The following is a 13,927-nucleotide window of genomic DNA, read 5'->3' as shown; positions in this document are numbered from 1 at the left end:
CTGTCACCTCACTTGTCGTTCGCGCACAAAGGTTCGCACAACGCACGAATTGTTTCAACTCGCAACGACGCGCATCATCATGAATTTTCCGCGGTCGGTCTGAACCCGGATGAAGCCTGCAAGCTCCGCATCGAGCATCGGATCCCCGGTATCGACAAACAGGCAGGGCGCGGGAAGCGCCGCCAGCTTCTCGTCCGTCGCCAGAACCCTGAGGCCTTCCCGGCCGGCGCGGCGGATGACGGCGGCGCTGATCTGCTGGTTGCCGCGGCCCAGAAGGAACCCCTGCTGCCCGGTGATTCCGAGCACGATGCGCACCGGCGCGCCATCGATCAGCGCCTCGATCTGGCTGGCCGTTGCGTCCTGCAGCAGGCATTTGCCGTCGCGGAAGACGTCGACACCGAGCAGGGTCGACGGTTGATTGAGGGCGTTGGCAAAGGCGCAGGCGCTGGTTCCGGGACCCACGATGCAGAGGGCGCCGGGCTCGATCCTGGTCGCGCATTCAAAGGCCGCAGATGCCAGCGCGGCAGAGCAGTCGCGACGCGGTCCGCCCTTTGCCGCCTGCATCCGGTTGCGCACGACAGGCACCCGCGCGTGACCAAAGAGCCGGGGCGCCAAATGTCCGGCCCGCAGGGCCACTTCATCAATGTCCATGATTTCGGCATCGTCGGTCCAGCCGACCCGGTCATTGGCAACAATGATGTCCGCCAGCACCTGTCCCGCGTGCTCAGGCGATATGGCAAAGACACCTGAATGCATCTTGACCCCGGAAGGGATGCCGAGCATTGCCGCACCTTCGGGCATGCAGGCGGCGACATCGCGCGCGGTGCCATCGCCACCGGCGAAGAGGACAAGGTCTGCCGCGCCGAAGGCGGCGATTGCCTGGCGCGTGTCCCGCGCGGTGCCGGTGCTGTCACCCGACGGGACCGCGTCAACAGTCAGATCCAGGTCCGCGGTCCAATCCGCGCCCAACTGGCCCGGCGCGGCCAGGATGGTGGTTCCCGGGCATCGTCTGGCCAGGACTGCCAAGGCCCGCCGTACACGCGGCCCCGATTGCGCGACCGCACCGCGGCGCAGTGCTTCGGCCACGGCATCAGGACCGTCCGTGCCCTTCAGACCGACCGCACCGCCAAGGCCTGCGACCGGATTGACGATCAATCCGATCCGCATGGTCCGCCATCCCGTTTCCAACTCCACTTCATGGCACGGAGCGCACAGATGTTTTTTGAAATTGTCGAAACCACCGCTTCATTCCTCCTGTGCCCGATAGAATGCCGAAATCAGACTGCCCACAAGCTGCATTTTCGCACATTTGTTCATATTACGAACTTTTTCGCTTGACGCAACGTCCGTGGTTGACTTCAATTGGCCCGGGAACGGGCAAAGACGTCCGTCAACAAAGGAAGGGGAATCCCAATGAAAAGATTGCTACAGGCATCACTCATCATTCTGGCGTCCATGGGAGTGGCAGACGCGCGATCGCTCGACGACATCATTTCGAGCGGAACGCTGCGCGTCGGCGTCAATCCGAATTTTCCACCGATGAGCTCGTACAGCACCGACAACAAGCTCGAAGGCTTCGATGTCGATATTGCGGGCAAGCTCGCGGAAGCGCTTGGCGTCACCGTCGAACTGGTGCCGACCGAGTCCCAGCAGCGCGTTCCGTTCCTGGTGTCCGATCGCATCGACATCTCGATGGGTGCACTGACCCGCACGGTCGAGCGGGAAAAGGTCATCGATTTCACCGTCCCGCTTCACACGGAAGCCATGGCGACGCTCACCACCGAAAACGTGACAGCCAAATCCTGGAAAGACCTCAACAGCGCCGACATCACGCTGGTCAACATGCGCGGCAACTGGTCGGTCGACTTCCTCAAGGAAAAGCTTCCCGACGCCAATGTGCTGCTGGTTGACACCATTGCGGACACCGTCCGCTCGGTGGCACAGGGCCGTGGCGACGCGATCATCGAGAACATCGACTTCTTCATGAAGTTCACCGAGAACTATCCGGACGTGAAATGGCGCGTGATAGAAGACACCGTCTTCGTCGCCTTCTGCGGCATCGGCGTTTCCCAGGGCAATGACGACCTGCTCCGCGTGCTCAATGTCGCGATGTACGATCTGCATTCGTCCAACACCGTCAACGACACCTGGAGAAAGTGGTATGGCGCCGACATGCTGAAGCCTGTCGTTCCGCAGCCTTTCTTCTAAGGCCCACGCAATGTCAGGCCGCGGCGATCGCGGCCTGACTTTTTCCGGGGACGCTGATGAACTACACATTCCAGTTCGGCCAGGCCTTCATGCACCTGCCCTATCTGCTCGGGGGCGCCTTGCTCTCCCTGCAGATCGCATTCATCGCATTTTGGGGCGGGGCAGCGATGGGCCTTTTCGGCGCCTTTGGCATCGTCTATGGCCGGCCCTGGCTGCGCCATACAATCCAGGCCTATATTACCTTTTTCACCAACACGCCGGCGGTGGTGCAGATCTTTTTTCTGTTTTACGCGCTTCCGGAGGTTGGCATCGTGCTGAGCTCGATGACGGCGGTGACACTCGGCCTGATGCTCAATTCAGCGGCCTATCTCGCCGAAATCCAGCGCGCCGGCTTCCTCTCCGTCAGGCAGAGCGAACTCGACGCCGCGCTGACGCTGGGCATGAACAGGTTGCAGACGCTGCGCTACGTGATCGTGCCGCATATCGCGCGCGCCATCTATCCGCCGCTGTCGAGCTTCTTCGTCTGGCTGGTTCTGGGCTCGTCCATCGGAGCTCTTTACGGCGTCGAGGAACTGACGGGACGGGCGCTCAATGTGGCGACGTCGAACCTGCGCACGATCGAGATCTTTCTGATCGTCGCGGTGATCTACATCGCGCTGACCCTGGCTGCCAGCCTCTCGCTCGGCCTTGTCGGCCGCCATGTGTTCCGGGTCAAAGGCGGACTGTTGAGATGATCCAGACATTGATCGACGAAATTCCGCGCTTCTTCACCGCCTCGAACGTCAATTTCCTTGCCGCCGCTGCCGGACGCACGCTGCTGCTCTCCGTCATCGGCTGCATGATTGGCGGAGCGATCGGCTTCATGCTGGTCTGCATCAGGCAGACACGCTCGCCTTGGCTGGCTCCGCTTCGCGTCACGGCCATTGCCTATACCGAAATCTTCCGGCGCATCCCGTTTCTGGTCATCCTGTTTCTGGTGCTGTTCGGCATCCAGGTCATCGCACCGACGGCCTCGCTGTTCACTATTGCCCTGACCGGAGTGTGCATCGTGGCGACGGCTTTCCTGTCGGAGATCATCCGGGCCGGGTTTGAATCGGTTCCGCGCCAGCAGATCGAGGCGGCCGAGGTGATGAATTTCAGCCGCATGCAGATCATCTGGATGGTGGTTGCACCGCAGGCCTGGAAAGTGATCCTGCCGCCGGCCTTCGCCTTCATGGTGATGTTCGTCAAGGACACCGCACTTGCATCGCAGATCGGCGTGGTCGAGCTCACCTTTACCGGCAAGATCCTGTCCAATCGCGGCTTTTCCGCCACCCTCACCTTCGGTGTGATCCTGCTGCTCTATTTTGCCCTGTCCTACCCGCTTACCCGTCTTGGACGTTACCTGGAGAAACGCCTTGCCTCACCTCACAATTGACAGCCTGAGCGCCAGCTATGCCACCGTACCGGTGCTGCACGACGTCTCCCTGAGCGTTGAGCAGAGCGAGGTCGTCAGCATCATCGGGCCGTCCGGCTCCGGCAAGAGCACCTTGCTGCGCACCCTGGTCGGCATAGCCCAGCCGACGAACGGAACCGTGACGCTGGGTGGACTGCAGCTTGATTACCGCTCTCCCGCCAGCCTGCGCACCGCGCGCGATTCCATGGCCATCGTGTTCCAGCAGTATAATCTGTTTCAGAACATGACCGTTCTCGGCAATGTCACCATTGCCCCGCTGAAGATCAAGAAATGGCCGAAAAAGGACGTCGAGGAGACGGCCAAGGTCCTGCTCGACAAGGTCGGCCTCGGGCACAAGCTCGACGCCTATCCCGACGAGCTTTCGGGCGGCCAGCAGCAGCGCGTGGCGATTGCGCGAGCGCTGGCGCTCAAACCGAAATTGCTGCTGCTTGATGAAGTCACCTCGGCGCTGGACCCGGAACTGGTTGGCGAGGTTCTCGATACCATTCGCGGTCTGGCGATCGATGGAATGACCATGCTGATCGTCAGCCACGAAATGGGCTTCGTCCGCGACGTCTCCTCCCGGATTGTGATGATGGATGCAGGCCGCATCGTCGAAGTCGGACCGCCTGAACAGATCTTTCAGAACCCGCAGCTGGACCGAACCCGCGAGTTCACATCCAGAATCCTGTCACACTGACCGGCGCCGTGCCGCAATGGTGACCAGAAGGTTTGGCCGTTCGCCGGCCGTCAGCCGAGATGGCCCGCAACGCAGATGAATTGGAGAGCCCAGTGATCAAGTTTTTCTACAATGGCGCGCCGAATCCGCTGAAAATCGCGCTTTTTCTTGAAGAGGCAGGGCTGGATTACGAGGCCATCCCGGTCGACACCAAACGCGGCGACCAGCACACCGCGGAGTACCGGGCAATCAATCCCAATTCCAAGGTGCCGGCGATCATAGACGGGGACATCACGATCTTCGACAGCAATGCGATTTTGCTCTATCTCGCCGAAAAAACCGGGCAGTTCCTGCCAACGGACGGCGGCAAGAGCCGGGGCCAGTTGCTGTCCTGGCTGATGTTCGTCGCCTCGGGCATCGGTCCCTATTCCGGGCAGGCGGTTCATTTCAGGCATTTCGCGCCGGGTGAGAACCCCTATGCGCGCGACCGCTACGCCCATGAGGCCCGGCGGCACTGGCAGATCATCGAGGACCGGCTTGCAGCCAGCCCCTATATGCTGGGCGGTGATTATTCCATCGTCGACATGTCGGTATGGGGATGGGCAACCCGCATCCCGTTCATGATGGGCGATGATGCCATGGCGGGCTATCCGTCGCTGGCGCGACTGATGGCCGAGATCAACGCACGCCCGGCCGCCGCCCGCGCCGTGTCGTTGCCCGATCGCCACCCGTTCCAGCAGGCATTCGACGATGACGCGATCCGCAACCTGTACCCGCATATCTTTGCGGCAAGGCAGGCCAAATGAGCTCGGCGGACTTCATGAAAGGCAAGACCGTCATCGTCACGGGCGCCGCCTCAGGCATCGGGCGCGCCGCGGCCGAGTGTATGGCACATGCCGGGGCCGATGTGCTGTGCTGCGATCTCCAGGCCGACGCGGCGCTGTCACTGGCCGACCAGTTGCGCCAGGCCGGGCACAGCGCGCAAGGTCTCGGTGTCGATGTCACCGATGTAGCGTCGGTGGCGGCCATGGCGCGCACGGCGATCGAATGGACCGGCCGCATCGATTCCACCATCGCCAATGCCGGCATCATGGTCGAGGGCGACATTCTTTCGGTGTCGCTTGCGGACTGGAACCGGGTGATGACGGTCAATGCGACCGGCAGCTACCTGACCGCGCGTGAAGTCATGCCGGCGCTGATCGAAAGCCGCGGCACCCTGGTCTTTACCGCATCAACGGTCGGGCTTGCGGGCATGAAGGGCGTTGCCGCCTATACCGCCAGCAAGGGCGCTGTGGTGGCTCTGACCCGGCAGCTGGCCGCCGAATATGCGGACCGGGGCGTGCGGGTGAACGCGGTGGCGCCGGGGGCGGTGCGCACACCACTGTCGGAATCGCAGTTCCGCGCCCGATCCGACAGTGACGAACATTTCGACCAATTGCTGAACCAGGTGATTGCCCGCTACCCCCTGTCCCGCTGGGGCGAGCCGGAGGAGATCGCCGAAGTCATGCTGTTTCTGGCTTCCGACAGGTCGGCCTGGATGACCGGGCAGATCGTCCCGGTGGACGGCGGACTTCTGCAAACACGATAAGGCACGCTTTGATACGGAAGTCCGACTGCCCACTGCCTTCCGGTCATGCCCGCAGCGCCCGCCGATCGGCCGCCAAGTCAGTGGCAACCGAACTTCACGCTTCACCGAGCCATTTGAAACCCTGCCCGAAGGTCTCCCATGCCAGACACAACACCGCCGCTGCCACCTGTCGACTGGCCTGAAAGCACCTGGAGAAATGCTGTCTCACGGGTTCGCGCGGGGCAACGCATGGCACCCGCCGCCTGGCCGGGTAACGCCCGGTGTGCGCTGGCGCTGTCATTTGATTGCGATCATGAAACTGCCGAGCTCGGCTCCGGCGGACAGGCTGTCGGACGGCTGGGCTGGGCCGAATTCGGCCGTCGCGTCGGTGTGCCGCGGATCCTCAATCTGCTGGCGCATCACCAGGCATCGGCCAGCTTCTTCATCCCCGCCGTCACAGCCCTTCTCGATCCCGACGAGCCGCGCCGCATCGTCGAGGGCGGCCACGAAATCGGTGTCCATGGCTGGATCCACGAAAACACCTCAACCCTGGATGAAGCGACCGAGAGAGCCATGCTGGTGCGCTCCCGCGACGTGCTGGAACAGATCACCGGGCAGCGCCCGACCGGGCATCGCGCCGCGCAATGGGACCTCAGCCCGCATACAATCAAGCTGGTGGCGGAACTCGGCTTTGCCTATGACAGCTCGATGATGGCCGATGAGGATTGCTATGAACTGGTCCTCGACGGCGCGGCCTCCGGGCTGGTCGAGGTTCCTGTCGACTGGGTCCGTGACGACGCCGTCTATCTCTCGTTCAACCGCACGCCGCCCACGCGCCCCTATGCATCACCCGAACAGGTTCGCGACATCTTCATTCGCGAGTTCGATGCGGCCTTTGACGAAGGTGGCCTCTGCCAGTTGGTCATGCATCCATTCGTGATCGGATACCGTTCACGGATCTGGATCCTCGAAGAGGTTCTGCGCCATGCAAGGGCGCGCGGCCCGGTGTGGATTGCGTCGCACCAGGCAGTGGCAAAGCACGCCTTGACTGCCCCGCGCGTCCGCAGTTCAGAACCAAGAATCTGATCATACGCTGAACGATCGGCGGTTGCGGCTGACCTGGGACATAAAGGCGGGCGCGATGTGCCGGCCATTCAGCGCCCTTCCCCCTAGCGGCGGCTGGCAAAACTTCACAAGTACTTGCGACATCGGCAATTCCTAAAGTAACGTTGCCCCCGAATCCATGGGCGGCAGAACGCGGAATTGGCTATTTTTGCAACTCTTTTCAGCGAATTTGGTCCATCTGATCGAAACATTGGAATTCCGCAGGGTGCGCAACCGACCGACGTACAGCTTGCGAACTTCACGCTGTTGTGGTTTTCTTGTGAAGAAACCACGCAATATGGATGCTGTTGATGTCTCTCCGTTACGCCACCCGCCTCAATTCCTTCGGATCCGCGCCGCAGCTCTGCTGGCCGGAGCTTTTAGGGAAGCCGACCATGATGCAGATGGCGGAACGCGCGGCATCAGTCGGCGGCCTCACCGATGTGGATCTGAACTATCCTGACCATGTTTCCGGCGATCCAGCCGCGATCGCGGCCCAAATCGGCGATCTGGGCCTGACGATCAACGGCCTGGCAATGCGCTATTACACCAATCCGGCGTTCAAAAGAGGCGCATTCACCAATCCGGACGAAACGGTCCGGCGCGCAGCCATCGACCTGACCAAAAAGGGCATTGATTCCGCGCGGGCGATGGGCTCGAAGCTGATGACAATCTGGCTCGGACAGGACGGGTTCGACTACAATTTCCAGGTTGATTACAAGCAGGTCTGGGAGTGGGAGGTGGCAGCAATCCGCGAAGTCGCCGAGCATGATCCCGAATGCCTGATCAGCATCGAATACAAGCCCGACGAACCACGGGCGCATTCGCTGCTGCGGGACGCGGCAACGACGCTGCACGCCATTGCCGAAGCCGGATCCGCCAATCTCGGAGTGACGCTGGATTTCGCCCATTCGCTCTATGCCGGCGAGCAGCCTGCATTCGCCGCCCATCTCATCAATCATCACAGCCGCCTGCTCGGGGTCCATCTCAATGATGGCTATTCCAAGCGCGACGATGGCCTCATGGTCGGCGCCGTGCATCTGCGATCGACGCTGGAACTGCTGCGGCAGATCCGCAAGGACGGCTATCAAGGCGTGCTCTATTTCGACACGTTCCCGGATCTCAGCGGGCTTGACCCGGTCAGGGAATGCGAGGCCAATATTGCGACAGTGCAGCGCTTGTTGACAGTGGCCGACAAGCTGGACAGCGATACCCGCCTGGCCGACGCGCTGGCAGACCAGGACGCGGTCGCCAGCCAGCAGATCGTCAATGAGGCGCTGTTCGGCCAATGACACAGACGGCCCGCAGACCGGAACCGCGATGGACATTTTGCACGCCGGGATGCGCCACCGGGCCGGAAGAACGGTGAAACCATGACCCTGGCCCTCGATGATCCGAAAACCATCGGTCCACGCATCCGCATGATGATGCCCACTCTCACTCCCCTCGAACTCCGGGTCGTGGACGGGATATTGGCGCGGACAGATTTCGGGCCCGACACCTCGATCAGGACAATCGCCGAAGATGCCGGCGTCTCGGAAGCGATGATTGTCAAGATTGCCAAGAAACTGGGCCTGAAAGGGTTTCGGGAGTTGCGGGCCGGGCTGATCATCTACAACAAGTCGCCAACCGCGGAACTGCATCAGGACATCACGCCCCAGGATTCCGACGCCGAAATCGCCCAGAAGGTTTTTCGAACCTCGGTGCAGGCGCTTGAAGAAACGCTGTCCATTCTCGACCCTGCGGCCTTCGAGCAGGCCTGCGACCTGATCTTTCATGCGCGGCAGCGCGACCTTTACGGCATTGGCGGGTCGGCGCAGATTGCCCGCGACATCTCGCACAAGTTTCTCAGGATCGGTGTCCGGACCTCGATGTTCGACGATGCGCACATGATGCTGATGTCGGCCTCGATGCTCGGCGGGGGCGATGTGGCCATCGGGTTTTCGCATTCGGGAACGACAACGGCCGTAATCGAACCGCTCGCTTTGGCGCGCCAGCGCGGTGCCCGCACCATCGCGCTGACCAATTTCGCCAATTCTCCCATCGCCGCGGCGGCGGATGTGGTGCTGTACTCGACCGCGCAGGGCTCACCGCTTCTGGGAGAGAATGCAGCTGCCCGGGTTGCCCAGCTGATCATTTTCGATGCGATCTTCGCCGCGGTTGCGAGGCGCGACCTCGTGGCTGCTGAACGCAATCTCGCGGCGACCATGGGCGCCGTCACGGCCAAGCGACAACACAAATGAAATCCGGTTCAAAACCCGTGGCTGTCGTGGTGGGAAGCCTGCACTACGACATCATCATCCAGACCGACCACCGCCCGCGCAAGGGCGAGACCGTCATCGGCTCGGCGTGGCAGCCGAAATTCGGCGGCAAGGGCGGCAATCAGGCGGTTGCGGCCGCCCAGGCCGGACTCGATGTCCGCTTCGCCGGAGCGGTGGGCGAGGACGATTTCGGGCAATTCCTGCTCAGTCAACTGGCTGCCGGCGGTGTTGATGCATCACGGGTGCTGCGCACCACACAGGCAGCCTCCGGCATGAGCGTCGCCATCGAGGATGCGGAGGGCGATTATGGCGCCGTGGTGGTGTCGGGCGCCAACAGCCTGCCGATTTCCGGCGCGCTTGACGAGGCCGGCCTGTGGCAGGATGCGCGCATTCTCATCCTGCAGAACGAACTGCCCGAGGCGATGAACCTGGCGGCGGCTCGCGCCGCCCGCAACGCGAGTGTGCCGGTGTGCCTGAACGCGGCGCCCTATCGCGCCCTGCCCGGTGACCTGGCGGAACTGGTGGATATCCTGGTGGTCAATGCCATCGAAGCCGAGCAGTTTTGCGGCCTCGAGGTTACCGACTCCGATTCCGCAGTCGAGGCCGCCAGGAGACTGGCGGAGCAGTTTCCGACGGTCGTCGTGACCGCCGGCGAACACGGTGTGGTCGGTATCCAGAGTGCCCAGCCGCCGGTGGTTCTGCCGTCCCTCCCCGTCAGGCTCATCAGCACCCATGGTGCGGGCGATGTGTTCGTCGGCACATTCGCCGAAGCCTTTGCCCGCTCCCTTCCGTTCGACGCATGTCTTGCTGCGGCCAATTCCGCCGCCGCAGCCCATGTCTCGAGACCCAGGATCCCATCCGCAAACTGATCCGGCGGGTATTTGACCTGGCGATGTCCATAAAGCTTCACTGCGCCCCCCAAACCGATGAGATATGTGTATAGACTGGTGCGGACGATGTGCCCTTGAGGGGATCGGTGCGCAGTCGGCTTAAAGGGGGAAGCACGATGCAGGACTATGGCGAATTCGACTATGTCATTGTCGGCGCCGGGTCGGCGGGATGCGTGCTCGCCAACAGGCTGAGCGCGGATCCCGGGACACGGGTGCTGCTGCTCGAATCCGGCGGCAAGGACAATTATCACTGGATCCATATCCCCGTCGGATATCTCTACTGCATTGGCAATCCGCGCACCGACTGGTCGTTCACCACCGCGCCCTGCGAAGGCTTGGGCGGGCGGGCACTGCTGTATCCCCGCGGCCGGGTTCTGGGCGGGTGCTCGTCGATCAACGGGATGCTCTATCTGCGCGGCCAGGCCGCCGATTACGACGGCTGGCGGCAGATGGGAAATGTCGGCTGGGGATGGGACGATGTCCTGCCCTATTTCATGAAATCCGAGGATTATTACGCCGGCAAGGACGAGATGCACGGCGAAGGCGGCGAATGGCGGGTCGAAGAGCAGCGCCTGAGCTGGGAGATCCTCGAGGCATGGAAAACCGCCGCCACCCAGGCAGGGATCCCCGAGACGCAAGACTTCAACCGCGGCGACAATTTCGGCGTCGGCTATTTCAAGGTCAATCAGCGTTCGGGCTGGCGCTGGAGTGCGGCCAAAGGCTTCCTGCGCCCGGCCCTGTCGCGTCCCAATCTCCAGGTCATGACCCATTCCCAGGCCGAGCGGTTGCTGTTTTCCGGCAAGCGCGCAACCGGCGTGGAGTTTCTGCGGAAAGGGGCGAAATCGAAGGTAAGTGCGGCGCGCGAAGTGATCGTGTCGTCCGGCGCGATCGGCTCGCCGCAATTGCTGCAACTGTCAGGCATCGGCCCCGGCGCGCTGCTGCAACAGCACGGCATCGAGGTGCTGCATGACGCCCCGCATGTCGGCGGCAATCTGCAGGACCACCTGCAGATCCGCTGCGCCTACCGGGTTCAGGGCGCCAAGACACTCAATGTCATGAGCTCGACACTCTGGGGCAAGGCCATGATCGGCCTGGAGTATGCGCTGCGGCGCACCGGCCCGATGTCCATGTCGCCCAGCCAGCTTGGGGCCTTTGCCTATTCGGATGAGCGGATCGGCACGCCCGACCTGGAATACCATGTGCAACCGGTCACGCTGGAAGCCTTCGGCCAGGCTCCGCACGACTTCCCGGCCATCACCGCAAGTGTCTGCCATCTCCGGCCGGAAAGCCGCGGCCATGTTCGCATTACCTCGCCCGATCCGTCTGCCCATCCCGAGATCCAGCCAAATTACCTTTCCACCGAAGGCGACAGGGCGGTGGCTGCAAACGCCGTGCGGCTGACACGCAGGATCATGAGCCAGGCGGCGCTGGCGCGCTACAGACCCGAAGAGTTCAAGCCGGGCCTGAACTTTCAGTCAGAAGAGGAGCTGATCGCAGGCGTTGGGCAGATCGCATCGACGATCTTCCATCCGGTCGGAACCGCCCGCATGGGCACCGATGATCAGGCCGTTGTGGACCCGCAATTGCGGGTCAACGGCATCTCCAATCTGCGGGTCGTGGATGCTTCGGTGATGCCGAGCATCACCTCCGGCAACACAAATTCACCGACGATCATGATCGCCGAGCGGGCCAGCGACCTGGTCCTGATGGCGGGCAGATAGGCGCGGATCAGCGGCCGTCAGCCCGTCCCTTTTCGATCTGAAATCAATGTCGTGTCTCCAATTGCATCCGCGCCGGATCGGCTGTTAACATGCGGGTATCCTTGCCAATCCGCTGAGCGCGACCATTGGCAAAGCGGGCATGAAGGGAGACTGCCTTGAACAATTTCAAACGTGTGTTCGGTCCCGGAAAACCGGTGATCGCAATGGTCCATCTGGGCGCGCTGCCCGGTTCGCCGCTCCATGACAGCGACGCCGGCCTCGAGGGGCTGGTGACCGGGGCGCGGAACGACCTCAACGCGCTGCAAGCCGCCGGCTTTGATGCCGTCATGTTCGGCAACGAGAACGACCGGCCCTATGAATTCAATGTCGACACCGCATCGACCGCCACCATGGCCTATGTGATTGGCCAGTTGCGCAGCGAAATAAAGGTTCCGTTCGGTGTCAATGTGCTGTGGGACCCGATGAGTTCGGTGGCGCTTGCCGCCGCCACCGGCGCGTCCTTCGTGCGCGAGATTTTCACCGGAACCTATGCCAGCGACATGGGGCCATGGACGCCGGATGCCGGCAAGGCCGTGCGCTATCGCGACCGGCTGGGCCGCCGCGACATGGCGTTGCTCTACAATGTATCGGCTGAATTTGCTGACAGTCTCGACCGCCGGTCGCTGCCGGACCGGGCGCGCAGCGCCGTCTTTTCCTCGATCCCGGATGCAGTGCTGGTTTCGGGCCAGATCACCGGAGAGGCTGCGGCACTGTCCGATCTCGAGGCCGTCAAGAAAGTGCTGCCCGATACACCGGTGCTCGCCAATACCGGCGTCAAGCATGCCACCATTGCCGATGTGCTCAAGGTGGCTGACGGCTGCATCATCGGCTCGGCGCTCAAGATCGACGGCGACACCTGGAAGGCGATCGATCCGCACCGGGCGCAGGACCTGATGGATCGCGCCCGTGCCGCACGGGGTGACACATGATGCGACAGCGTTTGCGCAGCGACCTGGTGGAGCTGATGAAGACGCCGGGCCTGTCCGGTCACGAGGAGCGGGTTGCCGGCCTGATCCGCAGGCAGCTTACCGAAGCGGGCATTGCCAGCCGGGTTGACCGGATGGGCAATGTGATCGCCAGCCTCGAAGGCGATGCGGATGCGCCGGCTGTGATGATCTTCACCCATATGGACCAGCTCGGATTTTTCGTCCGCCGCATCGAGGCGGACGGCCTGATCAGGGTCGAGCGCATGGGCGGCGTCTCGGAACGGGCGATGGCGGCGCAAGCCGTCACCCTGTGCGTCGGCGAAGGCCGGGACGTGCCCGGCATCATCATGAACAAGGCGCATCACGCCACCACGGCGGATGAGAAATACAAGGTGGTGACGACGCCGGAAATCCTGATCGACACCGGCCACGGCTCGAAACAGGCGGTGGAAGCGGCGGGCATCCGGATCGGCACGCCGGTGGTCTATCAATCGCGGATCATCGAACTTGCCGGCGACCGGATTGCCGGCACCTCGGTCGACGACCGCGCCGGCTGCGCAGCCCTTCTGGAAATCGCCCGCGGCCTCGCCGGGCGCACGGACAGGCCGACGGTGCATGTGGTGTTCAGCGTGCAGGAGGAATTCAACCTGCGCGGCGCACTGGTGGCGGCCCAGGCACTCAAGCCCGACATCGCCATCCAGATTGATCTGATGCTGGCCAGTGACACGCCTGATATGGCCGATCGCGGCGAGATGACACTGGGCGGCGGGCCAGGCATCAGCCTCTATTCGTTTCATGGCCGCGGAACCTTGAACGGGGTGATCCCGCATCCCGCCATGGTGCGGCTGTTCGAGGACGCGGCCGACGGGCTCGGCATGCCGCTGCAGCGCTCGGCCCAGGTCGGGGTGCTGACGGACCTGTCCTATGTGCAACTGGTCGGCGAAGGTGTCGCCTCCATCGATATCGGCTTTCCGATGCGGCATTCGCACTCGGCCGTCGAATGCTGCGACCTGGCCGATGTCGAAGCTCTCGTCCGGCTGGCGCTGGCGGCAATCTTTGGCATCAAGGCCGGCTTCAAGCTGACCCGGGAGACATGA

The 13,927-nt window shown here is 62.7% G+C and carries 14 protein-coding genes; 13 read left to right on the top strand and 1 reads right to left on the bottom strand.

Translation table 11 applies throughout. From position 1 onward, the window contains the following. Positions 1-54: 54 nt before the first annotated feature. Positions 55-1,167 (bottom strand): ATP-NAD kinase family protein, encoded by a 1,113-nt coding sequence (locus OEG82_RS07135; RefSeq protein ID WP_267611741.1) that lies wholly within the window; start codon positions 1,165-1,167, stop codon positions 55-57. A 246-nt stretch (positions 1,168-1,413) separates the two neighbouring features. Between OEG82_RS07135 and OEG82_RS07130 the strand changes: the two genes are divergently transcribed. The 13 genes from OEG82_RS07130 to OEG82_RS07070 all read left to right on the top strand — a co-directional run bounded on the left by OEG82_RS07130 (position 1,414) and on the right by OEG82_RS07070 (position 13,927). Then, entirely contained in the window at positions 1,414-2,208 is a 795-nt protein-coding gene (locus OEG82_RS07130) for a transporter substrate-binding domain-containing protein (protein WP_267611740.1), read from the top strand. 56 nt (positions 2,209-2,264) lie between these two features. Continuing rightward, complete coding sequence (locus tag OEG82_RS07125) at positions 2,265-2,942, top strand: amino acid ABC transporter permease (RefSeq protein WP_267611739.1); 678 nt, start codon at positions 2,265-2,267, stop codon at positions 2,940-2,942. Next, positions 2,939-3,625 (top strand): amino acid ABC transporter permease, encoded by a 687-nt coding sequence (locus OEG82_RS07120; RefSeq protein ID WP_267611738.1) that lies wholly within the window; start codon positions 2,939-2,941, stop codon positions 3,623-3,625. The genes OEG82_RS07125 and OEG82_RS07120 overlap by 4 nt, the downstream gene beginning before the upstream one ends. After that, positions 3,606-4,343, top strand: a complete 738-nt coding sequence (locus OEG82_RS07115) for an amino acid ABC transporter ATP-binding protein (RefSeq protein WP_267611737.1) — start codon at positions 3,606-3,608, stop codon at positions 4,341-4,343. Before OEG82_RS07120 ends, OEG82_RS07115 begins: the two co-directional genes overlap by 20 nt. Before the next feature lie 92 nt (positions 4,344-4,435). Next, positions 4,436-5,128 (top strand): glutathione S-transferase family protein, encoded by a 693-nt coding sequence (locus tag OEG82_RS07110; protein ID WP_267611736.1) that lies wholly within the window; start codon positions 4,436-4,438, stop codon positions 5,126-5,128. A 14-nt stretch (positions 5,129-5,142) separates the two neighbouring features. Continuing rightward, positions 5,143-5,910: an SDR family NAD(P)-dependent oxidoreductase gene (locus OEG82_RS07105; protein WP_267611735.1), complete on the top strand. Its 768-nt coding sequence runs from the start codon at positions 5,143-5,145 to the stop codon at positions 5,908-5,910. 228 nt (positions 5,911-6,138) lie between these two features. Then, positions 6,139-6,975 carry a polysaccharide deacetylase family protein gene (locus tag OEG82_RS07100; protein ID WP_267611734.1) on the top strand — a complete coding sequence of 279 codons (837 nt, stop codon included), beginning with the start codon at positions 6,139-6,141 and terminating at the stop codon, positions 6,973-6,975. Between the two features lie 329 nt (positions 6,976-7,304). Next, positions 7,305-8,285, top strand: coding sequence for a sugar phosphate isomerase/epimerase family protein (locus OEG82_RS07095; protein WP_267611733.1), 981 nt, complete (start codon positions 7,305-7,307; stop codon positions 8,283-8,285). Between the two features lie 81 nt (positions 8,286-8,366). Then, entirely contained in the window at positions 8,367-9,236 is an 870-nt protein-coding gene (locus tag OEG82_RS07090; RefSeq protein WP_267611732.1) for a MurR/RpiR family transcriptional regulator, read from the top strand. Further along, positions 9,233-10,123: a PfkB family carbohydrate kinase gene (locus OEG82_RS07085; RefSeq protein WP_267611731.1), complete on the top strand. Its 891-nt coding sequence runs from the start codon at positions 9,233-9,235 to the stop codon at positions 10,121-10,123. Before OEG82_RS07090 ends, OEG82_RS07085 begins: the two co-directional genes overlap by 4 nt. Positions 10,124-10,260: 137 nt before the next feature. Beyond that, positions 10,261-11,865, top strand: coding sequence for a GMC family oxidoreductase (locus OEG82_RS07080; protein ID WP_267611730.1), 1,605 nt, complete (start codon positions 10,261-10,263; stop codon positions 11,863-11,865). A gap of 155 nt (positions 11,866-12,020) precedes the next feature. Continuing rightward, positions 12,021-12,833: a BtpA/SgcQ family protein gene (locus tag OEG82_RS07075; protein WP_267611729.1), complete on the top strand. Its 813-nt coding sequence runs from the start codon at positions 12,021-12,023 to the stop codon at positions 12,831-12,833. Then, positions 12,830-13,927, top strand: coding sequence for a M42 family metallopeptidase (locus OEG82_RS07070; RefSeq protein WP_267611728.1), 1,098 nt, complete (start codon positions 12,830-12,832; stop codon positions 13,925-13,927). Before OEG82_RS07075 ends, OEG82_RS07070 begins: the two co-directional genes overlap by 4 nt.

This window comes from Hoeflea ulvae (genome assembly GCF_026619435.1).
Lineage (GTDB): Bacteria > Pseudomonadota > Alphaproteobacteria > Rhizobiales > Rhizobiaceae > Hoeflea > Hoeflea ulvae.
Note: the sequence above shows the minus strand (reverse complement) of the source record. Positions and strands in the feature narration are given on the sequence as shown.

Bases quoted from the DNA above. Each gene is read 5' to 3' on its own strand.
- OEG82_RS07125 (WP_267611739.1), top strand. From the start codon at position 2,265: ATGAACTACACATTCCAGTTCGGCCAGGCCTTCATGCACCTGCCCTAT.
- OEG82_RS07130 (WP_267611740.1), top strand. From the start codon at position 1,414: ATGAAAAGATTGCTACAGGCATCACTCATCATTCTGGCGTCCATGGGA.
- OEG82_RS07085 (WP_267611731.1), top strand. From the start codon at position 9,233: ATGAAATCCGGTTCAAAACCCGTGGCTGTCGTGGTGGGAAGCCTGCAC.
- OEG82_RS07095 (WP_267611733.1), top strand. From the start codon at position 7,305: ATGTCTCTCCGTTACGCCACCCGCCTCAATTCCTTCGGATCCGCGCCG.
- OEG82_RS07090 (WP_267611732.1), top strand. From the start codon at position 8,367: ATGACCCTGGCCCTCGATGATCCGAAAACCATCGGTCCACGCATCCGC.
- OEG82_RS07105 (WP_267611735.1), top strand. From the start codon at position 5,143: ATGAAAGGCAAGACCGTCATCGTCACGGGCGCCGCCTCAGGCATCGGG.
- OEG82_RS07100 (WP_267611734.1), top strand. From the start codon at position 6,139: ATGGCACCCGCCGCCTGGCCGGGTAACGCCCGGTGTGCGCTGGCGCTG.
- OEG82_RS07135 (WP_267611741.1), bottom strand. From the start codon at position 1,167: ATGCGGATCGGATTGATCGTCAATCCGGTCGCAGGCCTTGGCGGTGCG.
- OEG82_RS07070 (WP_267611728.1), top strand. From the start codon at position 12,830: ATGATGCGACAGCGTTTGCGCAGCGACCTGGTGGAGCTGATGAAGACG.
- OEG82_RS07080 (WP_267611730.1), top strand. From the start codon at position 10,261: ATGCAGGACTATGGCGAATTCGACTATGTCATTGTCGGCGCCGGGTCG.
- OEG82_RS07120 (WP_267611738.1), top strand. From the start codon at position 2,939: ATGATCCAGACATTGATCGACGAAATTCCGCGCTTCTTCACCGCCTCG.